18 protein-coding genes are annotated in these 22,947 nt (G+C 56.8%); 3 read left to right on the top strand and 15 right to left on the bottom strand.

Going from position 1 to position 22,947, the window contains the following annotated elements; translation table 11 throughout:
- Nucleotides 1-69: 69 nt before the first annotated feature.
- From PG888_RS16845 to PG888_RS16835, 3 genes are read right to left on the bottom strand one after another with little or no spacing between them, the layout of a single operon-like run.
- Nucleotides 70-309 (bottom strand): hypothetical protein, encoded by a 240-nt coding sequence (locus PG888_RS16845; protein WP_270693847.1) that lies wholly within the window; start codon nucleotides 307-309, stop codon nucleotides 70-72.
- Nucleotides 310-338: 29 nt separating this feature from the next.
- Entirely contained in the window at nucleotides 339-1,880 is a 1,542-nt protein-coding gene (locus PG888_RS16840) for a replication initiation factor domain-containing protein (protein WP_270693849.1), read from the bottom strand.
- Nucleotides 1,867-2,118, bottom strand: a complete 252-nt coding sequence (locus PG888_RS16835) for a hypothetical protein (RefSeq protein WP_270693850.1) — start codon at nucleotides 2,116-2,118, stop codon at nucleotides 1,867-1,869. Before PG888_RS16835 ends, PG888_RS16840 begins: the two co-directional genes overlap by 14 nt.
- A 124-nt stretch (nucleotides 2,119-2,242) precedes the next feature.
- Here PG888_RS16835 and PG888_RS16830 point away from each other — a divergent pair, with 124 nt between their 5' ends.
- The 3 genes from PG888_RS16830 (at nucleotide 2,243) to fabA (ending at nucleotide 5,299) form a co-directional block, all read left to right on the top strand.
- Nucleotides 2,243-2,635, top strand: coding sequence for a helix-turn-helix domain-containing protein (locus tag PG888_RS16830; protein WP_270693851.1), 393 nt, complete (start codon nucleotides 2,243-2,245; stop codon nucleotides 2,633-2,635).
- Nucleotides 2,636-2,684: 49 nt separating this feature from the next.
- On the top strand, nucleotides 2,685-4,661 hold the full coding sequence (locus PG888_RS16825) for a Lon protease family protein (protein WP_182937438.1): 1,977 nt from the start codon (nucleotides 2,685-2,687) through the stop codon (nucleotides 4,659-4,661).
- A gap of 77 nt (nucleotides 4,662-4,738) precedes the next feature.
- On the top strand, nucleotides 4,739-5,299 hold the full coding sequence (fabA, locus tag PG888_RS16820) for a 3-hydroxyacyl-[acyl-carrier-protein] dehydratase FabA (protein ID WP_005336586.1): 561 nt from the start codon (nucleotides 4,739-4,741) through the stop codon (nucleotides 5,297-5,299).
- An 84-nt stretch (nucleotides 5,300-5,383) separates the two neighbouring features.
- Here the strand turns inward: fabA and rmf are convergent, their stop codons facing one another.
- From rmf to prc, 12 genes are all read right to left on the bottom strand, one after another.
- Entirely contained in the window at nucleotides 5,384-5,563 is a 180-nt protein-coding gene (rmf, locus tag PG888_RS16815; protein WP_005315693.1) for a ribosome modulation factor, read from the bottom strand.
- A 158-nt stretch (nucleotides 5,564-5,721) separates the two neighbouring features.
- Complete coding sequence (uup, locus tag PG888_RS16810; RefSeq protein ID WP_270693853.1) at nucleotides 5,722-7,635, bottom strand: ATP-binding cassette ATPase Uup; 1,914 nt, start codon at nucleotides 7,633-7,635, stop codon at nucleotides 5,722-5,724.
- Between the two features lie 73 nt (nucleotides 7,636-7,708).
- On the bottom strand, nucleotides 7,709-7,939 hold the full coding sequence (locus PG888_RS16805; protein ID WP_182937440.1) for a glutaredoxin family protein: 231 nt from the start codon (nucleotides 7,937-7,939) through the stop codon (nucleotides 7,709-7,711).
- On the bottom strand, nucleotides 7,939-10,116 hold the full coding sequence (gene rlmKL / locus PG888_RS16800; RefSeq protein WP_182937442.1) for a bifunctional 23S rRNA (guanine(2069)-N(7))-methyltransferase RlmK/23S rRNA (guanine(2445)-N(2))-methyltransferase RlmL: 2,178 nt from the start codon (nucleotides 10,114-10,116) through the stop codon (nucleotides 7,939-7,941). Before rlmKL ends, PG888_RS16805 begins: the two co-directional genes overlap by 1 nt.
- Nucleotides 10,117-10,255: 139 nt before the next feature.
- Nucleotides 10,256-10,381, bottom strand: a complete 126-nt coding sequence (gene ykgO, locus PG888_RS16795; RefSeq protein ID WP_005336596.1) for a type B 50S ribosomal protein L36 — start codon at nucleotides 10,379-10,381, stop codon at nucleotides 10,256-10,258.
- Nucleotides 10,382-10,645, bottom strand: coding sequence for a type B 50S ribosomal protein L31 (locus PG888_RS16790; protein ID WP_005336598.1), 264 nt, complete (start codon nucleotides 10,643-10,645; stop codon nucleotides 10,382-10,384).
- 392 nt (nucleotides 10,646-11,037) lie between these two features.
- Nucleotides 11,038-11,574, bottom strand: coding sequence for a cell division protein ZapC (locus PG888_RS16785; protein WP_182939748.1), 537 nt, complete (start codon nucleotides 11,572-11,574; stop codon nucleotides 11,038-11,040).
- An 88-nt stretch (nucleotides 11,575-11,662) separates the two neighbouring features.
- On the bottom strand, nucleotides 11,663-12,673 hold the full coding sequence (pyrD, locus tag PG888_RS16780; protein ID WP_182937444.1) for a quinone-dependent dihydroorotate dehydrogenase: 1,011 nt from the start codon (nucleotides 12,671-12,673) through the stop codon (nucleotides 11,663-11,665).
- 77 nt (nucleotides 12,674-12,750) lie between these two features.
- A complete protein-coding gene (locus PG888_RS16775; protein WP_270693855.1) occupies nucleotides 12,751-17,589 on the bottom strand; it encodes an NAD-glutamate dehydrogenase in 4,839 nt (1,612 codons plus the stop codon).
- A gap of 278 nt (nucleotides 17,590-17,867) precedes the next feature.
- Nucleotides 17,868-18,089: a DUF2835 family protein gene (locus PG888_RS16770; RefSeq protein WP_005351919.1), complete on the bottom strand. Its 222-nt coding sequence runs from the start codon at nucleotides 18,087-18,089 to the stop codon at nucleotides 17,868-17,870.
- Between the two features lie 70 nt (nucleotides 18,090-18,159).
- Nucleotides 18,160-20,784 (bottom strand): aminopeptidase N, encoded by a 2,625-nt coding sequence (gene pepN, locus PG888_RS16765; protein WP_182937448.1) that lies wholly within the window; start codon nucleotides 20,782-20,784, stop codon nucleotides 18,160-18,162.
- Nucleotides 20,785-20,928: 144 nt separating this feature from the next.
- Nucleotides 20,929-22,944, bottom strand: a complete 2,016-nt coding sequence (prc, locus tag PG888_RS16760; protein WP_042062350.1) for a carboxy terminal-processing peptidase — start codon at nucleotides 22,942-22,944, stop codon at nucleotides 20,929-20,931.
- Between the last annotated feature and the right edge of the window lie 3 nt (nucleotides 22,945-22,947).

Genomic DNA, 22,947 nt, shown 5'->3' with positions numbered 1-22,947 from the left:
AATATCTGGAAACGGTACTCAATGCGGGTCTCAAAAAACTGGGTGAAATTTAACAAAATGTTCACGCTCTCACCCTGCCAGCTTGGGGCAGTCGGCCATTTCTTTAATGGTCATCGAGTCATTACGAAGGGCCAGCTGGCGCACTTCATAACCCCATGAGTGAATATTACACTCAGGCTTATTAACGTTGTTAGCCGGAGCCAGATATTCCACTTGGGCAAAATCATAAGGCACCGGAGCGCCAGATTTACGGGACACACCATAGCCATGAGTAACGCGAGTTACCAGAACAGCAGTGAGCAGGGACATAATATTTACCTCGTTGAAGAACCTGTTTTTTAGGTCGAAACTAAACAATGCCCACCCGATATAAACTCGGGCGGTAGCGGCATTCTTAACCGCGCAGGGATATCATCTTCCCCAAGATGCGCTGTTAATTGGTGAACAATCGTCGCAGGGGAAAGCCCCTCAACACTTGCTAACCAATTAACAAGGCGGCCAGCCATACGAGACATATTAAAAACCGCATTGTCCCGACTGGTCTTGAATTTGGCTTTAAAGGTCATAACACGCACCGGAGCAGACTCCGATTGCTTGACTTCATCCAGCCACTTAGCAAACTGGGGATACATCCCAGCAAAATAAGGGTCGGGATTAATCAACACGTCAAGCGGGATTATCCGGTCTTTATTGTGTAACTCGCCTTCGGCGCGTACCCAATCAGGATACTGTTCCGACTGCATTTGTTTGCCCTTCTCGTATATCCTGCCGCATTTGCCATTAATGCGGCTGCCCACATAAAAAGAACAACCCTTAGTCGGGATCATGCCGAACCGCTTGGCAATACCCTTCGAAATCTCGGATATCACAAACTCACCGGATTCGATTTTCATCCACGCCGGAGCACGACCCCGCGCCGGATGAAACTCGCCAGCTTGCGCCGCTTCAATAGCACCTTCATAACTGATCACTTCGCCTGTGTAGTCATCGAGCGCCAGATCCACCCGCGTGATACGCACGGACGGCATATTAGAGATAACGGAGTGCAATGCCTGCATATCGAGGGCCGCACAACCGACACCGGAAAAGCTCACCATGCAACCATGGTTGGCTGCACCCCAACCAATCAGGCCGCAGGGGAGGCCATCACATAGCAGGTCGCCAGAGTAGGCATAGCCATGCAAACCAGCACGGCGAGGACGCATAGTGAAACGGGGCTCAGGAATAGGCACCCCGATCTTGGTGTTAAGCTCTTCGAGCCACAGCTCAATCTCGCCACAACACAGAGCATCGAGAAACTGCACCCCGTAGCAGTCGATCAAATCGTTGTAGGCTTCCCAATACTTGGCATCCTCGACCACCTCAAATTCCGAGAACTTGAGCAGGGAGGCGCATACCGCCTTAAGCTCTTTGCGAATATCGGCACGGGCCTTATAACCGGAGTGCAATGCCCGCTCCATCATATCGGTCATGGACAGGGTAACGACAGGGGCAGGGGACTTGGGCACACCCTTGAGGCTCAACCGCTCAGTGCGCTTGTCATATTCAACGGTCGGGGCAGGGGGAACGCCCAACCGCTCGGCCTTATCACACAAGCGTTCTGTCACCTTGTCAAAACGGGCGAGGGGAGCAAAGCCCACCGGACGCTTCCACAGGTAACGCAGACCCTCGACAGGGGGCTCGGAGATAAACGCTTGCAACGCCTTGACCTTGGTGTCAAAGCGCGGAATGGCCTTCAAGAGCGCACCTTGCTTGGCAAGCTCTTTCATCTGGATCAACTCGACAGGCGACCATGTAAAAGAGAGATAGTCGATCAGCGTTTTGGTGCCGATAACGCTATTTATCGGCATCATGGCGTTAACAGAGTTATGACCAGTCATCGAAAAAGACTCCCTGATCATAAAAACCCTGCCAAGTCTCTTGGGTCACTTCGACCAGCTCAAAGACGGTATCGGGGTACGTCATCGACAGATAGACCCGCAGCTCATGCAGATCACGGAACATCTCAACCTGACCCGCCACACAGGCGGAGTAATCGCCAGTTGGTTCAGCCTGCCAATAGACCTTGCGCTCTATGAGAGCGGGCGAATCAAGGTGTTGTGGGCTAAAGTAGGTCATTGGTTATGTTCTTAAATAGTTACTTAAGTGGATTAAATCATGTAAGTACCTAAATAGAAACGAGGCCTTTTTGCTCGTTTTGGGTATGATGGGCCAATTGTCTAAACGATCAGGAGACAGAAAAATGGACTCTAAAACGCTGATTCAAGCCTACATGAGAGCCAAAAAATACAGCCAGTTTCAGGAAGTCGCCGCAGACTTGGGTTTTACCAGCTCTTACATTTCGTCAATCAAACACGGAAAATCGCAACTCACTGATTCAACTGCAAAAAAGATTGCCGAAGAGATCGGTCTAGACGCTAAAGAAGTGCTGCTAAGCCTTGCCGCCGTCAGAGAGACGGATCCCGAGTTAAAACAGGCGTGGTATGAAATTTTAGCGAGGTACTCAAAAAGCACCGGCACGGCTGTAGCCCTTGCGGTTGCTATGTTCCTGAGTCCTAGCCACGGGCCTGACAACACTGCGCATAATGTATATTATGTTAAATTGCATATCTTGTTTCCTGTCACCACTTATTGAACTGTGTATAATGGCAACAATTGATCCTATCTTCGACCGGATGTCTTAAGTGGCTGAATTAACATCAGAACAATTAAAACCCGCTTTTGCGATTGAACAGTTCCCCAAGCTCAGTGAGCTTGAACCCATCCCCTTTGCTGCGCTGCAGCCCAGAGCCATTTCCGGCATCAAGCGTCTTGCCAGTTTTGATGGTGACTGTCCGGTCATGCTGCTCAACGGGTTCCCCGGCGCAGATTATGAAGGCGTTTGCCAGACACTGATTGCCGACTCCAATGGCAAGGATGGTGACCTGTTTGATCTCTGCTATACCGAGAATCTGAACAACCCCTTCAAACCTATCTGGCTGCGACTGCAACCGGGCACCGGCGTTGAATTCTGTGAAATGGTTGGCGAGCTGCTCAAGCTGTTGAGCCACCATCTCGACGCTGAGCGCATCGTGACCCGGATCATGCGCAAGCAGAACAATGATCCGAAGATCGATGATTTTCTCTCCGATCTGGCGGCTCACGTGGCATTGGGGCTGGAGTTCCAGCACCCCGTTCTGATCAACCTGCTGATCCATCACGAAGCGCAGGAAGCGCCGGTGATTTATGGCCGCGATCTCAACTGGGATACCCTGTTTGGCTCCATCAACTACCAGACCGAGCAAGGCTCTGTCTATGCCAACCAGCACCTGCTGGAGCCTGGCTTGCTGCGCGAAGCCAACGGCGGCTACCTCATTTTGCAACTGGACGAGCTACTGGATCAGCCACATCTCTGGTTCAAGCTGAAAAATGCCATGCAAAAAGGTGAGCTGGACTGGAACGCCTATCAGGAAGGGAAAACCCTGACTCCCTTCTTCGCGCCTGAAGCAACCCCCATCAAGCTCAAGCTGATCCTGGTGGGTGACCGACTCGACGTGGCCGAGTTCCAGATGCTGGATCGGGATATGTCCGAACGCATCTTCCTGCGCGCGGATCTGGTGTCAGAGGTGAATATTGAAGAGGAGCTGCAGGAATTTCTGCAGTACCTGGCCTGGCTGCGCCAGCGCTGGAGCCTGCTGGACTTCACGCCAGCCGCCCTCGCCGCCCTTTGTCGTCATGCCAGCCGCCTGTGTGACCATCAGGAGTGGCTGTCGCTCTCCGAAGTGCAACTCTCCGCCATCATGCGGATGGCTGACAGTCTGGCCCGGGAGCTGGGATCCGATGTGGTCACCGACGAGCATATCCGTGGCGCACTGGAGGAGCAGGATTACCGCCTCAACTATCTGGTTGAGCAGTCAGATCAGGGAGTTATCGACGGCCAGATCCTGCTGCAAACCGATGGCGAAGAGATTGGCCAGATCAACGGCCTGTCTGTCATTCAGGTCTCCGGTCACCCTTATGACTTCGGCGAGCCGGTGCGCCTCACCGCGACCGTACACCTTGGTGATGGCGATGTGGCGGATATCGAGCGCAAAGCGGAGCTGGCCGGTCATATCCACGCCAAGGCGATGATGATTATCCACGGCTATCTGTCCAACAAATTTGGCGCAGAGAACCCCTCCCCCCTGTCGGCCAATCTGGTGTTCGAGCAGTCTTACCACGAAATTGATGGCGACAGTGCATCCCTGACCGGCTTGTGTGCCCTGCTCTCTGCCCTCGCCCGCCAGCCTATCTATCAGCACTTCGCCGTGACCGGTGCGGTCGATCAGTTTGGCAATGTGCAGGCCGTGGGTGGCGTGAACGAGAAGATTGAAGGCTTCTTCCGGGTGTGCAAAATCCACGGCATCACCGGCAAGCAAGGTATCATTTTGCCGGGCACCAACATCCAGCAGCTGAACCTCTCTGACGAGGTGATTGCAGCGGTTGAAGCAGGCCAGTTCCACATCCACCCGGTGGATCATGTGGAAGAGGCCATCGAGTTGCTGACCGGCTGCGTGGCCGGTGAGCCTGATATGCCCGATACCCTGTTTGGCCGTATTCAGGAGCGGTTGGACGAGTTGAACGGCTCCACTGCCAAAGTCGGACTGCTGCAATCCCTGCTGGGGCGCCTGTTTGGCCGCTGATGAAGTGATCGGAGTTGTTTAGCGAACAACTGTAAGCTAAATTGGCCCGGCTTTGACCCATTTGAAGGAAATACCGCGTGACCGTAGACAATACCACCATGGAAGCCCGCCTTTCCCTGTGCGAACAGGGCAAGAACTCTTTTACCCGTGAAGAGCTGCTGGCTTGCAGCCGTGGCGAACTTTTTGGTGAGGGTAACAGTCAGCTGCCTGCCCCCAACATGTTGATGATGGACCGCATCGTCAAGATCAATGACAACGGTGGCGAACACGGCAAGGGCGAGATCCTGGCTGAGCTCGACATTACTCCGGATCTCTGGTTCTTCGATTGCCACTTCCCGGGTGATCCTGTGATGCCTGGCTGTCTCGGTCTGGACGCCATGTGGCAGCTGGTTGGCTTCTTCCTTGGCTGGAAAGGTGGCCCCGGCAAGGGTCGTGCTCTGGGCGTAGGTGAAGTGAAATTCACCGGCCAGATCCTGCCGACTGCCAAGAAAGTGACCTACAAGATCACCTTCAAGCGCGTCATCAACCGCAAGCTGGTGATGGGGATTGCTGATGGTGTGGTCGAAGTTGACGGCCGTCCGATCTACAGCGCCACCGACCTGAAAGTGGGCCTGTTCAAAGATACCACCGCATTCTGATCTCTCTGATTGGTGGTAAAACAGCATTAACGCAAAGGGGCCACAACGGCCCCTTTCCTTTTGTAATGAGTGATGAAGTACTTGCTACTTCATGAAGAGGCCTGAGCCCCGCCCTTCCATGGCGTCACGCCAACCACCAAGCCAATGCCCTCGGGCATCCAGGCATTGATACGGACACGCTTCTTTCTGTTTGCCGACCACGCCAGCCTGATAACCACGAGCACGAGCTCTTTCCAGACGGTCCCGCTTCTGTCTCTTCATCATCTACGACCCTCTTCGTGGAACAAAAAAAGCGACCAATTCTGCATCGGTCGCTTTCATCTTTACTCCTGCGAGCGCACTCGGTCAAACAAAAACTTCCACCCTAACCGGGCTATGTGACACAAGGCACTGAACTGGATTAAGTTTTAATTACAGGGAACTTACTCCTGATTTTTGAGTACTTCCAGCTCTTCCCAGCGAGCAAATGCCTGCTCCAGCGCGGCTTCAGCGGCATTGAGCGCATCCAGTTTCGGCTGGGTTTTATCTGCCGGCAGCGAGAAGAACCCTGGCTGGTTGATCTCGCTTTGCAGCGCATCCAGCTCGGCTTCCAGCTGCTCAAGACGAGCAGGCAACCCTTCCAGTTCAAGCTGCAGCTTGTAGGAGAGCTTCTTGCTTTTCTTCGGCGCTTCTGGCGCGGCGGCAACGACCGGCTCGGGCGCCTTGACCGGTGCACTCTTGGCCTGTTGTTGAGCGTTCTGCTGTTCGCGGGTCGCCATCATATCGGCGTAACCACCCACGTAATCGCTGATGCGGCCATCCCCCTCAAACAGCCAGCAGCCGGTCACTGTGTTGTCGATGAAGCGACGATCGTGACTCACCAGCAGCAGGGTGCCGGGGTAGTCGGAAAGCAGCTCTTCCAGCAGCTCCAGGGTTTCCACATCCAGATCGTTGGTCGGTTCATCGAGGATCAGCAGGTTACTCGGCTTGAGGAACAGCTTGGCCAGCAGCAGCCGGTTCTTCTCGCCACCGGAGAGCGCCTTGACCGGCGTACGGGCCCGCTTGGGCTCGAACAGGAAGTCCTGCAGGTAACCAAGAATGTGACGGGAGCGGCCACGCACCATCACCTCCTGCTTACCCTCCCCGACGTTGTCCACCACTGTCTGCTCGGGGTCGAGCTGCTCGCGGTACTGATCGAAGTAGGCCACCTCCAGATTGGTACCCCCCTTGACGGTGCCACGGGTTGGCTCAAGCTGACCCAGCAACAGCTTGATCAGGGTCGATTTGCCGCAGCCATTGGGGCCGACCAGCGCAATCTTGTCGCCACGCAGCACTTGCAGATCGAGCCCCTTAAACAAGGTGCGATCGCCAAAATCCAACCCCAGCCCTTCGGTCTCGAACACCAGCTTGCCGGAGCGATTGACCTCGTCCAGTTGCAGCTTGGCCTTGCCCTGCAGCTCGCGGCGCTGGCTGCGCTCCATGCGCATTGCCTCAAGGGCGCGCACCCGACCTTCGTTACGGGTACGGCGAGCCTTGATACCCTGACGAACCCATACCTCTTCCTGCGCCAGCTTGCGGTCGAACTCGGCATTTTTCAGCTCTTCAACCCGCAGCCACTCCTCTTTCCCCTGCAGGTACTCGTCGTAGTTACCCGGCCAGGAGGTGATGGCGCCGCGATCGAGATCGATGATCCGGGTTGCCAGCTTGTGGATGAACTCCCGATCGTGAGAGATAAAGACGATGGCGCCGCGAAAATCCTTGAGGAAATCTTCCAGCCAGTTGATGGCTTCGATATCCAGGTGGTTGGTCGGCTCATCGAGCAGCAACAAGTCGGGATCGCAGGCCAGCGCACGGGCCAGCGCCACCTTGCGCAGCCAACCGCCAGAGAGACTATCGAGGGTCACATCGGGATCCAGCCCCAGCAGGGTCAACACCTGACTGATGCGGGTCTCGAACTGCCAACCGTTCTGATAGTCGAGCTGCTCTTGTAGCTCGCTCATCTTGCGAATGTTGGCGTCTGACGGATCGCTCGCCAGCTCCATGGAGATGTGGTGGTACTGCTTGAGCAGCTCCCCCACCCCCGCGAGCCCTTCGGCGGCATAGTCAAACACCGTCAGCTCGCTGGAAGCAGGCGGATCCTGCTCAAGGCGGGTCACTTTCAAATCTTGTTGCAGCACCAGACGCCCGTCGTCCAGCGGCAATTCGCTGGCAATGACCTTCATCAGGGTGGACTTGCCCGCCCCGTTGCGGCCAACCAGACAGAGGCGCTCGCCCCGCTCGATGGTCAATTCGGCATTGTCGAGCAGCGGGAAATCACTGAACGACAGACATGCGCCGTGCAATGTTAAAAGAGCCATGTGTGTTCCTTATTTCATATGAAAAAAACGGGCAGCAGACTGGGTCTGCCCCCGTTTTATCGTCAAATCACTCTCACCCCTGACGGGCGGCCCAGCTTTTGAGCTCGGCCAGTGTGAAGGGCCAACCGAGCTCGCGGCCTGCTTCGTCACGCAGCACCGGAATGCGCACCCGATAGGCGGCAAGCCACTGCTCATCATCCATGATGTCGCACTGGCAGGTGGCGGCGGCAAGACCAGCCTCCTCCACCAGCGCCCAGGCCTGCTCGCACAGGTGGCAACCGTCGGTATGAAACAGGGTCAGCATCACGCCTCGCCTTGCTCCGGCGCATGGGTGATGATCCAGCAGTTGTGGATGTGCTGGTTGCGCTCGAAATCCTTCGGTCGCGTCTTCTGGGTGATGTTCTGGGCCTTGAGACCAGTGGCCTCGAGACCGGCCAGATCCATCTTGAAGTGACGCTTGTTGTTGGAGAAGACCAGGGTGCCGTCCGCCGCCAGCAGGCGCTTCAGGTGCTGCATCAGCAGCAGGTGATCGCGCTGTACGTCGAAGCTCTCGTCCATCCGCTTGGAGTTGGAGAAGGTGGGCGGATCGATGAAGATGAGATCGTACTGCTCATCTGCTTCAGACAACCACTTCAGACAATCGGCCTGGACAAACTTGTGCTGACGGCCCACCAGCGAGTTGAGACGCATGTTGTCCTGCGCCCAGTTCAGGTAGGTGTGGGACATGTCGACCGTAGTGGTCTCGCTGGCACCGCCAAGACCTGCGTGCACGGTGGCACTGCCGGTGTAAGCAAACAGGTTCAGGAAGCGCTTGCCCTTGGCCATCTGACCCAGCATGCGGCGAGTCTGACGGTGATCGAGGAACAGGCCGGTATCCAGATAGTCGTAGAGGTTGACCCACAGACGGGCACCGTACTCCTGCACTTCCATCCGGTGCTGCTCTTCGGAGAGCTTCTGATACTGCTGTTTGCCTTCCTGACGCTCGCGCACCTTCAGGATCACCTTCTCGCCGTCCATGCCGGTCACCTTGATGGCGGCCTGAACCATGTCGAGCAGACGCTGGCGGGTCTTCTGGGCGGGGATATCCTTGGGCGCGGCATACTCTTGCACCACCAGATAGTCCTGATAGCGGTCGATGGCGGCGTTGTATTCCGGCAAGTCGGCATCATAGAGGCGATAGCAATCGATGCCCTCTTTGTTGGCCCACTTCTCGAGGGTTTTCAGATTCTTGCGCAGGCGGTTGGCAAAGTCCTGAGCGACCTCTTTTTGTGAGGCCACGGAGTCCAGCGCGATTTGATAATTGCGCAGCTGACACTCGAGGGCGCCGTTGAACAGGCGATATTGCTTGTCGGCGCGCAGGCGCAGACAGCTGAGAAGTTCGGGGGATGCGGAAAGAATGGAGACTTTCCAACCCTGGAAGCTGCGACGCAGGGCATCGCCGAGGGCCTGGTGCACTTCCAACAGCGCCGGGAACTCGCCAAGACGCTCGCCGTACGGCGGGTTGGAGATCAGCATACCGACTTGGCGTGCCTCCCCTTCCACGGCAGGCATCGGCAGCGGGTTTTCCAGCTTGGTGACATCGGCCTGCTTGAAGGTGATGAGGTGAGCCACACCGGCCGCTTTGGCGTTGTCGCGCGCTTTGAGCAGCACGCGCGGGTCGGCATCACAGCCAAACAGCTTCACTTCACAACGTTGCATGCCGCGTTTGGCACGTACTTGCGCTTCCATCATCAGGCTCTGCCACAGCTCACTATCGTGCTGTAGCCAGCGATCGAAACCGAAGCGCTCGCGGCGCAGCGCTGGCGCCATGTCGGCGGCGATAAAGGCCGCTTCAATCAGCAAGGTACCGGAGCCGCACATGGGGTCCATCATGGGCTCACCGGCCCAGCCGCTACGGGCAATCATGGCGCAGGCCAGGTTCTCTTTGAGCGGCGCTTCGCCGGTGCCTTGACGATAGAAACGCTGGTGCAGCGCTGGGCCTGACAAGTCCAGCGTGATATTGGCCTTGCCTTTGCCCAGGTGCGCCATGATGCGAATATCCGGCGACTTCTTGTCCACGTCCGGACGTACGTGACCGCGCTTGGTGAAGCGGTCGACGATAGCATCCTTGATCTTCAGCGCGCCATATTGGGTATTGCGAATGGCAGGGTTGGTGCCGGTAAAGTCCACCGCGATGGTAGAGGTACCGGAGAAGTGCTCTTCCCAGGGAATGGTGTGGGCACCGAGATAGAGATCCAGATCGTCGTTCATCTGGAATTCGGACAGCACCAGCACGATACGGGAGGCAAAACGGCTCCACAGGCAGGCCTTGTAGCCAATCGCCAGTTCGCCTTTGAAGTGGACGCCAGCCACGGTCTCACGGACCTGCTCTGCGCCCAGGGTGGTCAGCTCGTCGGCCAACAGGTTTTCCAGCCCCTTGGGGCAGGTTGCAAAAAATTCTTTCATCACGCTCACGGGGAACCCATAAAAATAGTGCCGCATTATACCTCATCAGGCGGGCTGGAGCATGCAAAAGTCGGCGGAAACAGCAGGATGGAAACAGATTGGTAGACAGAGAGAAAGGCAAGAGACCCCATGACTACTCGATGGCGAGAACATGGGGCCAGACATCATTAACGAATCACTTCATGCGAGCCTTGAAACGGGGATTGCTTTTGCAAATTACGAACAATTTGCCCCGGCGGCGTACCAACTGACAATCGGGATGACGTGCCCGTGCGGATTTGAGTGAACAGACGACCTGCATTCAGGACTCCTTCTTGCTTGAAAATGCGCCAAAGCGCTTGTTGAAACGGGCCACACTCCCCTCGCTCGATACCTGCTTCTGCTTGCCGGTATAGAACGAGTGCGACTGACTGGAAACATCGAGCGACACATAGGGATACTCCTTCCCGTCTTGCCACGTGTAACGGCGATCACTCTTGATGGTTGAACCGACCAGGAAAAAGGCATCTGCCGCCGTGTCATGGAACAGCACCAAACGATAATCCGGGTGAATATGAGGCTTCATGGCAACTCCATTTTGTTACGTTATAACAAAATGTAAGTGAGAATAGCTCTCGTTTCAAGCATAAAATGCCGTATGTAGAAAATTGTGGCAGTGAGTGAGGTGTTGATACTGAGGTGCAGACACTAAACACGCAGAACTAAACAAGAGTGAGACACCATGCTGGCAGCGCGGGAATGCAAAGACAGGCCAAGATACGGCAGTGGGTCAGAACACAAGATGCAAGTGGATGTAATAAGCCTCAGGAGAGGCTGAATCACAACCATGAACATCAATGAGAATAGGCAAGATGTTCGCGGATCAATGAAGTATCAGAAACGAGGCGCTATTGAGGTGACAACAGCAAAAATAGGCTGCGGTGTAATCACAGAGATAAAACGATTGATGAAAATATATCAACTGACCTGACGATATTGCTCGGTCACGGTAATACGCGGTTTCATCCGGTTATTCATCACCTTGATCACCCCGAAGCGAGGCAGGGTTTTGCTGGTAGTCAATACCAGATCGGCAGTGAGGTTCAAACAGACGCTGGCCTGCTCCCCAGCCTCAATGACCATAAATTCGCCGTTGCCATGCGGTGTATTCATCCAGACCAGATCACCGTTTTGCGGGATCACCAGCGGATGCTGTTCACCAAAAAACCAGCTTTGCGGCATCAGGGGTTTATAAAAGCGACTGACCGCGATGGCGTTGAGCACCAGTTGCACCTGATGGGGAATACTCCACTCAAGTTCGGCTGCTTTATCCATCAACTGATAATAGAGGGCGGCATCATCGACACAAAAAGGCTGGGTCGCAAACGAGCTGGGCACCAATTGTCGCCCTTGATACTCGGTCGCAAATAACATGTTATCAGACAGGTCCAACATCAGACGGTCACTCTGGGCATCATAGTGCCATTGCCAGCTATCGGTCGGTTGGATAAACATGTTGGAGCCCTTACTTGAATTTCGTCTGTTGACTTTATTCCATGTCGATAAAATCAGCAACGTCAAATAAAGGGCTCCTCCCTATTTCTTATATATTGGTCACGATCTCTTTGACCAGACCCGGTCCTTTATAAATAAAACCGCTATAAATTTGCACCAGACTGGCACCGGCGGCCAATTTTTCACGGGCGGCCATGGCACTATCAATACCACCTACACCGATAATTGGCAGGGCACCATTTAGCGCCTTGGCCAGATGACGGATCACCTCGGTGCTCTTGTGTTGCAGCGGACGACCACTCAGGCCACCCGCCTCACCGGCATGGGGCATGTCGTAGATCATCTCGCGCTCGAGGGTGGTATTGGTGGCGATAACACCATCAATGCCATTACGCACCAGCGAAGCGGCCACCTGATCTATTTCTTCAAGGCTTAAATCCGGGGCAATTTTAACCGCCAGCGGCACATATTTTTTATATTGGGCGGCCAGCTCCTGCTGACGCACCTTGAGGGCGGCCAGCAATTCATCCAGCGCCTCGCCATATTGCAGCGAACGCAAACCCGGTGTGTTGGGGGAAGAGATATTGACGGCAATATAACCGGCGTGATCATAAACCTTGTCCATACAGATCAGGTAATCATCCTTGCCCTGTTCGATGGGGGTATCTTTGTTCTTGCCGATATTAATGCCGATCACCCCCTGATATCTGGCCTCTTTCACCTTGGCCACCAGATGATCCACACCCTTGTTGTTGAATCCCATCCGGTTGATGATCCCCTCTGCCGGAATAACCCGGAACAGACGAGGCTTGTCATTGCCGCTCTGGGGTTTGGGGGTGACGGTACCGACCTCGATAAAGCCAAATCCCATGGCGCCCAGCGCGTCAATGCACTCACCATCTTTATCCAGACCGGCCGCCAATCCCAGCGGATTGGCAAAAGAAAGCCCCATAACAGTGACGGGGCGTTTCGGCAAATTCTGGCGGAAGAAACAATCGAGTGGCGTACCGAGAAGGCGGGGCAAATATTTCATGGAGAGATCGTGCGCCTGTTCCGGGTTGAGCTTGAACAGGAAATGCCTGGCGATGGGGTACAACATCTTTGCTCCTTAAAGAAAGCCCCGGCAACTGGCCGGGGCTTTGGGTGTAATGTCGGTGTCATGCCTTAATCTGGCAATTAAAGTGCCCGACAGTTCAACTGGAGCAGGTTCAACTCTCGCAAGGCCACCGAGAACTTGGCGAACTCGTGAGTGCTGGTGGTCTTGAAGTCGGCCAACATGTGGGTCCAACGGGACAAGAGTTGCTCATGCTCCGAAATCCAGTCGGCCAGTATGGTAGCGCATTCTCCCTCTCCTTTGCACCCTTCCAGTACCACAGAAGTGAGACTGCGTTGCTGCCAGTCCAAATCTTCGCGGAAAGAGGCACGCGCCATCGCCTGCCAATGGTTACCGACCGGCTGATGGTTGATCTGGTCGAGGAACCAGTGCAGATCCAGTTTGGCCCCGAGGCGATAGTAGACATTGGCGGCGCGCAGGATATCGGTCTTGTGCTCCGCGGCAATCTGCGCCAGATCCAGACTGGAGAAGAGGCTGCTCATATGGGCGACCTGACGGGCAATGGCCTCGGGCACCTGCTTCTCCATCCATTTGGCAACAGCCTGACGATGCTCTGCAACTTCGCTCTCATCCATCACTTCGTAAAGATGTGTGCCCAGGGTTTCGAACGCCGGACGGAAGAAGGCGATGTTTTCGCTGATGCTCCAGCTGCGATTGCGGGCGCGCAGGAACCAGCGGGTGGCACGACGCACGATGCGGCGGCTGTAGAACATCAGCTCAAGCTGAGTCTGGGCATCCACCAGGTTGTCGCACCCTTCGATATCGCGCCACAGCTGGTTCATGCCAAACACTTCGCGGGCCATGGCAAAGCAGCAGGCCACTTCGGCGACCGAGGCACCGGTCTCGTCCTTCATCCGGCTGGCGAAGTTGAGCCCCATGTCGTTGACCAGCATGTTGGCCACCCGGGTCGCAATGATTTCGCCACGCAGCGGGTGCTGGGCAAGCGCTGCACCAAACTGCTGCTGCAACTTGGCCGGGAAGCTGGTGACTAGCATGTTGGCCAGGAAAGGCTCCTCGGTGATCTCAGGGCAGTTGAGTTGCTCCTTGAGCACCATCTTGCCATAAGCCACCAGCACCGCCAGTTCGGGTCGGGTCAGCCCCTGCCCGGCCGCCATCCGCTCGGAGAGCTCTTCATCGGAGGGCAGGAACTCCAGCGCACGGTCCAGCTTGCCTTCCCGCTCCAGCCCCTGAATAAAGCGCTGCTGCTCTTTGAGTTGTTCAGCACCGCGGAAGCTGGTGACCGAGATGGACTGGGACTGGCGATAGGCGTTGGTGATCACGATCTGCGCCACGTCGTCGGTCATTTCGTAGAGCATCTGGTTACGTTGCTTGAGGGTCAGATCCCCTGCTGCCACCAGCTGGTTGAGCAGGATCTTGATGTTCACCTCGTTGTCGGAGCAATCCACCCCACCCACGTTGTTGGTAAAATCGGTGTTGATGCGACCACCCTGGCTGGCGTACTCCACCCGACCGAGCTGGGTAAAGCCGAGGTTGCCCCCCTCGCCCACGATACGGGCCCGCAAATCGCGACCATTGACCCGCAATGCGTCATTGCTGCGATCGCCCACTTCCCCATCGCTCTCGCGAGCGCTCTTCACATAGGTGCCGATGCCGCCGTTCCACAGCAGGTCGACATTGAGGCAAAGCAGCGCCTTGATCAGCTCGTTCGGCGCCATGCTGGCCTTGTCGGTACCTAGCAGGGTCTGTATTTCCGGGCTCAGCTTGATGGACTTGGCCGAGCGCAGGAAAATGCCGCCGCCCTGTGATATCAGCTCGCGGTTGTAGTCATCCCAGCTGGAGCCCGGAAGATCGAACAGGCGCTGGCGTTCGACAAAGCTCTTGGCCGCATCCGGGGTCGGGTCAACGAAGATGTGCATGTGGTTGAACGCGCCCACCAGCCGGGTGTGCTCGGAGAGCAGCATGCCGTTGCCGAACACGTCCCCCGCCATGTCGCCGATCCCGACACAGGTAAAATCTGTGGTCTGGCAGTTGACGCCAATTTCACGGAAGTGACGCTGGACCGACTCCCAGGCCCCGCGTGCGGTGATACCCATCTTCTTGTGGTCGTAACCGACCGAGCCGCCGGAGGCGAATGCATCACCGAGCCAGTGACCGTATTCGAGGCTGATCTCATTGGCGATGTCGGAGAAGGTCGCGGTACCCTTATCGGCAGCCACCACCAGGTAGTAGTCATCCTCATCGTGACGCACCACGGATTTTGGCGGGATCACCTCGCCGCCGATGATGTTGTCGGTCACATCGAGCAGGCCGCGAATAAACAGGCGATAGCAGGCCTTGCCCTCCTCCTGAATGACCGCGCGGGGCGCCCCTACCGGCATCTGTTTGCAGTAGAAACCGCCCTTGGCACCGACCGGCACGATCACGGTGTTCTTGACCTGCTGGGCTTTCACCAGACCCAGCACTTCGGTACGGAAGTCCTCCTTACGATCGGACCAGCGCAGACCGCCACGGGCCACCTTGCCCCAGCGCAGATGCACCCCTTCCACTCGCGGCGAGTAGACGAAGATCTCGAACTTCGGCAACGGCAGCGGCATGTCGGTGATGCTGGACGGAGCCAGTTTGAAGGAGATGTAGGGCTTGATGTTGCCCGCCTTGTCCAGCTGATAGTAGTTGGTGCGCAGGGTGGCGTCGATCATCTCCACATAGCGGCGAATGATGCGATCGTCATCCAGGTTGGCCACCTGATCCAGCTTGGCGGCAAGCGCCTCGTGCAGCTTGGCTTCTGCCTTGGCGTCCTGTTTGCCAGCGGGGTCGAGGCGCTGCTCGAACAGGGTAAACAGCAGTTGGGCGATATCGGGGTAGCGGGTAAGCGTCTCTTCGATATATGACTGGCTGAAGGAGACGCCGGTCTGGCGCATGTATTTGGCGTAGGCGCGCAGCACCGACACCTGACGGCCAGTGAGGCCCGCCCCCAATACCAGTCGGTTGAAGCCGTCATCTTCCAGCTGCTTGTTCCAGATGGCGGCAAACGCCTGCTGGAAGCGCTGCTGGCTCTGGGCCAGATCAAACGGCTGCTCGCCGTGCAGCAGCATGGAGAAGTCGAGGATCCAGAACAGATCACCGCTCGGGGTGCGTACCTGATACGGGGTCTCGCCGATCACCCGCAGCCCCATGTTCTCCAGCATCGGCAGCACGTCGGAGAGATGAATAGGTTCGGTGCGATGGAACAGCTTGAGCCGTACCCGACGATCGTTCTCCTCCTCCTGCGCTCGGTAGAACAGCATGCCCAGCGGCTCGGCTTCGCTCAGGTTATCGAGCGCCATGATGTCGGCCACGGCAGAGCCCGGCAGCACATCTTCCTTGTAAGCGCGCGGGAAGGCAGTGCTGAAACGGCGACGCAGTTCGTTGCCGCGGGCTTCACCGTAGTGAGAGAGCAGCACGGAGTCGAGTCGGTCATCCCAGCTGCGGGCCGCTTCAATCAGGTTGTTCTGTACTTCGTTCACATCCACATCCACGTTGTTGTTGTTGACCCGCACTATGTAGTGGGTCCGTGCCAGCACGCCCTCGGTGAAGTAGACGTTGAACTCCACCTCTTCGTTGCTGCCAAAATATTTCTGCAAAATTTGCTGGGTCTTGATCCGCAGCGCGGTGTTGTAGCGCTCCTTGGTGACATAGACCATGCAGGAGAAGAAGCGACCATAGACATCCCGGCGCACAAACAGCCGCAGCATGTCCCGCTCCTGCATCTCCAGCACGCCAAGACCGGTGGCCAGCAGCTCCTCTTCACGAGCCTGGATCAGTTCGTCGCGGGGATAGGTTTCCAATACGTTCAGCAGCGCCTTGTAGGCGTGGGAGCCCTTCTCGTGTCCGGAGGCGGCCATGATGCGCTCGAGACGATGGCTGATGAGCGGGATCTGGGTCGCGCTGGTGTTGTAGATGGAAGAGGCGTAGAGGCCGATGAAGCGATCTTCCCCCACCACCTTGCCGTGCTCGTCAAAGCGCTTGATGCCGATGTAATCCACATAGGCCGGGCGGTGTACCCGGGACTTGCTGTTGGATTTGGTGAGGATCAGCAAGTCGGAGCTCAGGGCTGCGTGACGGGCGCTGGCCGGCATGTTGCCAAGACGCTGGCCCACCTCCTTGATGGAGTTCTTCATCAAACCCAGGCTGGAGCTGGCCTGCGGCAGGATCTCGTGATCCCCCTCCACCGCCTTGACGTCGTAACGGCGATACCCCATCAGGGTGAAGTTGTGGGCAGCCACCCATTTGAGGAAAGCAACGCAGGAGGCTACCTCCTCCTTGCTGGCCGGACTCTTGCGCTTGGGCAGTTCGTCGATGATCTCATTGAGCTTGGCCAGCATCGGCTGCCAGTCGCCGACTGCCAGCGCCACTTCACCGGCCACCGAGTTGAGCTCGGCAGCAAGCGCAGCCATCTGCTCCTCGCTGGTGAGGTGATCGATCTCGATAAGGAAGGCGGTTTCAACCGAGGTCTGCCCGTCGGTGTTGTCGAGCGCCAGAATGGCGTCAATCTTGCCATCCGTGCCACGAATGAGGTGCAGCGGTTGGTGCAGCATCATGTGGGCGGTGATATTGAGTCGCTTGAGCGCCATCCGGATGGAGTCCACCAGGAAGGGGGAATCCTGCAGGATCACCTCGACGATGGTATGGGGCGATTGCCAGCCGTGACGGGTCAGCTCGGGGTTGTAGACCCGGATATAGGGGTCGGTGCTGCTGCGCTGATTGAGGGCATTCCACAAGCTAAGGGCCGCGCCATAGAGATCGCTGTCATTACGATCATGCAGATCGGAGCTCGCCATGTTGCCGTAGAACTTGGCAACGAAGCGCTCGACCAGAGAGGCACTGTTTTTGGGCAACTTCTGATGGATCAGGCTGAGAACGTTTTCGAGCAGAACTGAGGTAGGGGCGTCTTTCAATGCCATTTTTATATTCCTTATCGGACGACATTAACCACCGACGCAGAGGCAACCACCCTGGTTACCCGCTGGTGCAGAGTTGTTGCGAAGTGTAATGGCTTGGATAAGGGAAGGCGAGGAAAGGTGCTAACGAGATGTTAAAAACAAGGTGCAGATCACGGCTTAAACTGTGAGAAATTTTGCAAATAACCAAAAATACAGAAATTCCCACTACCTTTGTGCCAGTTTGCCGGATAGATAGTGACTCAAAGCAGATAAACAGTCGGTAATCTGTTCACTTTTTGTTAATTTATGCGTTCGAGACTGATAAAGCGGTAATCGTCCTGGGTTTTCAGCCGAAAGTAGCCATGCACACCATTGATGGCGACAAAGGGCCGTATTTTTTCTATGCCAAGTTCCAGGGTCAATCCCTGTTCGCTGCGCACCACCAGCCGTCTGGCATGGCCCTGATACATCAGCATCACCTCATCGCTATTCAATGAGAGCCGAAAAGTAAACTGCTTCACGCTTGCTCCTGATCACACGACAAATCACACAATAGGGGCAGGCGCATTCACGCCCCTGCCCCGTCGACACTTACTGCTGCAGCGCCTTGCTGACCTTCTCGAACAGATCCCGTGCCAGCCCCTCAAGGTTGGCCAGACGGGTCAGCTCGGCGCGGATAAGGGCCTTGCGCGCGTCATCCAGTCGCTTGAACTGGATAAGAGGCGTGATGAGGCGGGAGGCCACCTGCGGATTGACCTCGTTGAGCTCGATCAGCAGATCGGTCAGGAAGCGGTAACCGCTGCCATCCACCGCATGGAACTGCACCTGATTGCTCATGGCGAAGCTGCCGATCAACGCCCGCAGCCGGTTCGGGTTGCGAATGCTGAAGGTGGGGTGATTCATCGCCTGCTTCACTTCGCCGAGCACATCGGCAGCCGGTTTGCTGCCAATCAGCCGCAGCCAGTTGTCCAGCACCAGTCCATCCTTGGCCCACTTGCCCTCGAAATCGGCCAGCAGCGCGGCGCGACATGGCAACAGATAGCCGTTGGCCACCTGCAGCGCCGCCAGGGTATCGGTCATGTTGTCGGCAGTTGCATACTGCTCGCGCACCATCGCATCGGCATGCTCCGCATCCAGCGCCGCCAGATAGCCAAGCACCACCCCCTTGAGGGCTCGCTTGGCCATGTCGGCGTGCACCACCTGATAACCATTCAGACGCAGGCTCTGATAGGTAGCCGCCAAGCTCGCGCCAAAGGCCTCGGCAAGACGGGTGTGGATCGCGTCGCGCACCTGATGGATGGCATCGATATCGGCCACCTCGAACAGCTCGGCCAGGGTCGCCTCGCCGGGCAGCGCCAGGATCTCCGCCTTGAGGGCCAAATCCAGCTCGCTGTCGTCCAGAATGGCGACGAAGGCGGCCAGCAGGGTCTGGGAGAGCTCGACCCCCTGCCCGTGCTGTACCCGCGCCACCCCTTCGATGACCGCCTTGTTGATCAGCATCTGGGCCGCATCCCAGCGGGCAAACTCGTTGCGAGCAAAGCGCATCAGGAAGGCGAGCGCTTCATCACTGTAGTCATAGTGCAGCTTGACCGGCGCGGAGAAGTCCCGCAGCAGGGAGGGAACCGGCTTGACCGGCACCTGATCGAACTCGAAGGTCTGCTCCGCTTCCAGCACGTCGAGCACGTTGCCGATGGCCTTGCCCTGATATTGCAACGCAATGACGGCACCTTGTTGGTCATAGAGCTCGATGTCGAGGGGGATATGCAGCGGCAGCTTCTGCGGCTGATCCTGAGTCGGCGGGGTGTGCTGGCTCACATGCAGACGGTAAACACCGCTCGCGGCATCGTACTCGTCGGTCACAGTCAGCTCGGGCGTGCCGGACTGGCTATACCAACGGCGGAAACGTCCGAGATCCACGCCAGAAGCATCCTCCATCGCCTGCACGAAATCATCGCAGGTGGCGGCAGAACCGTCGTGGCGCTCGAAGTAGAGACGCATACCCGCCTGGAAGGCAGCTTCACCCAGCAGGGTGTGCATCATGCGGATCACTTCCGACCCCTTCTCGTAGACGGTCAGGGTGTAGAAGTTGTTCATCTCGATCACCACATCTGGGCGGATCGGGTGCGCCATGGGGCCGGCATCTTCGGCAAACTGCGGGCCGCGCACGGTGCGCACGTTGTTGATGCGGTTGACGCCACGGGAGCCCAGATCGGAGGAGAACTCCTGATCCCGGAATACCGTCAGTCCCTCTTTCAGGCTGAGCTGGAACCAGTCACGACAGGTGACGCGGTTGCCGGTCCAGTTGTGGAAATATTCGTGACCGATCACCCGTTCGATACCGTGGTAGTCGCTGTCGGTAGCGGTGGCCGGATTGGCCAGCACGAACTTGGAGTTAAAGATGTTGAGCCCCTTGTTCTCCATGGCGCCCATGTTGAAGAAGTCCACCGCGACGATCATATAGATGTCGAGATCATACTCGAGGCCGAAACGCTGCTCGTCCCAGCGCATGGAGTTGATGAGACTCTCCATGGCAAAACCGGCTCTGTCCAGGTTGCCCTTGTCGACGAAGATCTCGAGGGCCACCTTGCGGCCGCTCTTGGTGGTGTAGTGGCTGCGCTCCACATCGAAATCTCCGGCCACCAGCGCAAACAGGTAGCTCGGTTTGGGGAAAGGATCCTGCCACTGTACGAAGTGACGGCCGCCATCCAGATCACCGCTGTCGACCTTGTTGCCGTTGGAGAGCAGGAAGGGGAACTGCGCTTTGTCAGCAGTAATGCGGGTGCTGTAACGCGCCAGAATGTCGGGGCGGTCCAGATAATAGGTAATGCGGCGAAAGCCCTCCGCTTCACACTGGGTGCAGTAGGCATCGCCAGACTTGTAAAGCCCTTCCAGCGCGGTGTTGGCGGCCGGATCCAGCAGGGTGACGATGGTCAGCACACATTCGGCAGGCAGGTTGAACAGGGTCAGGCTGCTCTCGCCTTGCTCGTAGTGGTCACAGGGAATGCCATCGATGGCAACGCTCTTGAGGGTCAGCTGCTCGCCATCGAGGACCAGCGGAGCATTGTGCTCGCCGTTGCGGCGAATGCGGGTGATGGCGGTGACCTGGGTCAGCGGCTCCTGCAGTTGGAAATCGAGGTCGATGGTGTCGATCCAGTAGAGCGGCGCCTGATAATCCTGGCGATATTTGGCCGTCATGGCCTGGGAGTGATCGGTCATTATTGTCTGCTTCCACGCTTGTTAAAGGCGAGAAAGAGGCTGTCACAACCAACTGACGGGGTCAAACAATTTGCATTACGTCAGATACGCCAGACAAAAAGAAAGGGCGACCGCAGTCGCCCTTGTGCATTATGGGTCGCCTTGTCAGCTGCGTTTGCTGACCTTGGCCAGATCCGCCGTGATATTGGCCGCTTCGATGAGATACTCATCGGGCGCTTCAAAATCAGCGGGCAGTTCATCCAGACTCTTCACCGCCGGCTTGCCAAGACGTGCCAGACGCTCATTGGTACGTTTGAGCGCTTTCTCATCCTGTTTCGCCTGCTCTGCAACACGCTCTGCCTCGTTGAGGGAGACCGACTTCTTGTCTTTCTCCTCCTTGTAGTCAGCGATGTCCTGCATCACATAGGCAAACTCGGGATCCTTGGCGATCCGGGCATCGTGCGCCGACTGCAACTTCGGCAGCAGGCTGGCGAAGTTGCCGAGTTTCTCGTAGTTGGCGGAGGCAATCTTGTCCCACGGCAACGCATTGAACTCACGGCTTTCGCCCGTCTCTTCCGGGGCAACCGGTGTCGGGAAGCTGATATCCGGCGCAACGCCCTTGTTCTGGGTGCTGCCACCGTCGATCCGGTAGAACTTGGCGATGGTGTACTGCACGTGACCCAGCGGCTGCTCGTAGAAGTCATAGACCTTGGCGAGGCTGCGATGCTGCTGCACCGTCCCCTTGCCGAACGAGTTTTCACCCAGGATCAGGGCGCGGCCATAATCCTGCATGGCGGCAGCGAAGATCTCGGAGGCCGAGGCGCTGTAGCGGTCGATCATTACCGACATGGGGCCGCCGTAGTAGACGTTGCCATCATCATCACCATTGACCGTGATACGGCCCATGTGATCACGAATTTGCACCACGGGACCGCTGGCAAAGAAGAGACCGCTCAGGGCGGAGGCTTCGGTCAGGGCACCACCGCCGTTACCGCGCAGATCGATGATCAGACCATCGATCTTCTGCTTGTTCAGGCTGGAGAGCTCCTTGATCACGTCGTCGTGCAGATTGACGTAGAAACTCGGGATCTCGATGACGCCAATCTTCTTGCCTTCGGCGTTAATCACCTTGGACTTGGCGGCCCTGTCTTCAAGACGCACCTTGTCGCGGGTCAGCTCGATCTGCTCGGTCTTGGCGGTTGCGCCCTTGCCGCGCTGGATCTCCAGCTTGACCTTGCTCCCCTTGGGCCCCTTGATGAGCTCGACCACGTCATCAAGACGCCAGCCAATCACATCGACAATCTTGCCATCTTCCTGCCCTACCCCGGTGATCTTGTCATCGGGCTTGAGGTGGTTGGATTTGGCCGCCGGGCCACCGGGCACCAGCGAACGGATGACGGTAAAGTCATCTTCCGCCTGCAACACGGCACCAATCCCCTCCAGCGAGAGGTTCATCTCGGTGTTGAAACGATCGGCACTGCGCGGTGAGAGGTAACTGGTGTGCGGTTCGATGGCGCGAGCGAAGGAGTTCATGAAGAGCTGGAAGACATCCTCGCTCTCGGTCTGGGACATCCGCTTGATGGCATTGTTGTAACGCTTGCCAAGCAGCTCCTTGATCTCGGGCCACTCCTTGCCGCTGAGCTTGAGGCTCAGGGCATCGAACTTGACCCGCTGACGCCACAGCTCGTTGAGCTCTGCTTCATCTTTGGGCCAAGCCGCCCCTTCCCGATCAAACACATAGTTGTCGGTCTGGGTAAAATCGAAAGGAGTATCAAGCAGTTTGAGGGCGTATTCGAACCGCTCATAACGCCGCTGCTGACTCAGGTTGAACATCTCGTAGGCGGGAGCCAGACGGCCTCTTTCGAGGTCGGTGTCAAAACCGTTACGGTACTTTTCAAAACGGCTGATATCAGAGGCCAAAAACAGGTTGCGGCTGTAGTCCAGATTCTCCAGATATTTATCGAAAATCACGGAGGAAAAGGCATCGTCCAGCTTGAACTGTTTATAGTGCGAGCGGGTAAACAGATTGGTAATTCGCTTGCTGGCCGTAGCATGTTGGCTCTCTTGAGCCAACACAGGCAAATCACTCTCCTTGAGCACCGGCTCGATGGCCTGTGCAAGCCCGGCAAGCGCCAGGCTACAGGCAACGAGGGAAAAACGAATTACGCCATGCTTCAACATTTG

This window comes from Aeromonas sp. QDB23, from assembly GCF_027707745.1.
GTDB lineage: Bacteria > Pseudomonadota > Gammaproteobacteria > Enterobacterales > Aeromonadaceae > Aeromonas > Aeromonas allosaccharophila.
This window is presented reverse-complemented; position numbering and strand designations above follow the sequence as displayed.

What these genes read in the sequence shown, in the direction of transcription:
- PG888_RS16845 (WP_270693847.1), bottom strand. Translation starts at nt 309, where the DNA reads ATGTCCCTGCTCACTGCTGTTCTGGTAACTCGCGTTACTCATGGCTAT.
- PG888_RS16840 (WP_270693849.1), bottom strand. Translation starts at nt 1,880, where the DNA reads ATGACTGGTCATAACTCTGTTAACGCCATGATGCCGATAAATAGCGTT.
- PG888_RS16835 (WP_270693850.1), bottom strand. Translation starts at nt 2,118, where the DNA reads ATGACCTACTTTAGCCCACAACACCTTGATTCGCCCGCTCTCATAGAG.
- PG888_RS16830 (WP_270693851.1), top strand. Translation starts at nt 2,243, where the DNA reads ATGGACTCTAAAACGCTGATTCAAGCCTACATGAGAGCCAAAAAATAC.
- rmf (WP_005315693.1), bottom strand. Translation starts at nt 5,563, where the DNA reads ATGATGAAGAGACAGAAGCGGGACCGTCTGGAAAGAGCTCGTGCTCGT.
- uup (WP_270693853.1), bottom strand. Translation starts at nt 7,635, where the DNA reads ATGGCTCTTTTAACATTGCACGGCGCATGTCTGTCGTTCAGTGATTTC.
- PG888_RS16805 (WP_182937440.1), bottom strand. Translation starts at nt 7,939, where the DNA reads ATGCTGACCCTGTTTCATACCGACGGTTGCCACCTGTGCGAGCAGGCC.
- rlmKL (WP_182937442.1), bottom strand. Translation starts at nt 10,116, where the DNA reads ATGCGGCACTATTTTTATGGGTTCCCCGTGAGCGTGATGAAAGAATTT.
- ykgO (WP_005336596.1), bottom strand. Translation starts at nt 10,381, where the DNA reads ATGCAGGTCGTCTGTTCACTCAAATCCGCACGGGCACGTCATCCCGAT.
- PG888_RS16790 (WP_005336598.1), bottom strand. Translation starts at nt 10,645, where the DNA reads ATGAAGCCTCATATTCACCCGGATTATCGTTTGGTGCTGTTCCATGAC.
- PG888_RS16785 (WP_182939748.1), bottom strand. Translation starts at nt 11,574, where the DNA reads ATGTTTATCCAACCGACCGATAGCTGGCAATGGCACTATGATGCCCAG.
- pyrD (WP_182937444.1), bottom strand. Translation starts at nt 12,673, where the DNA reads ATGTTGTACCCCATCGCCAGGCATTTCCTGTTCAAGCTCAACCCGGAA.
- PG888_RS16775 (WP_270693855.1), bottom strand. Translation starts at nt 17,589, where the DNA reads ATGGCATTGAAAGACGCCCCTACCTCAGTTCTGCTCGAAAACGTTCTC.
- pepN (WP_182937448.1), bottom strand. Translation starts at nt 20,784, where the DNA reads ATGACCGATCACTCCCAGGCCATGACGGCCAAATATCGCCAGGATTAT.
- prc (WP_042062350.1), bottom strand. Translation starts at nt 22,944, where the DNA reads ATGTTGAAGCATGGCGTAATTCGTTTTTCCCTCGTTGCCTGTAGCCTG.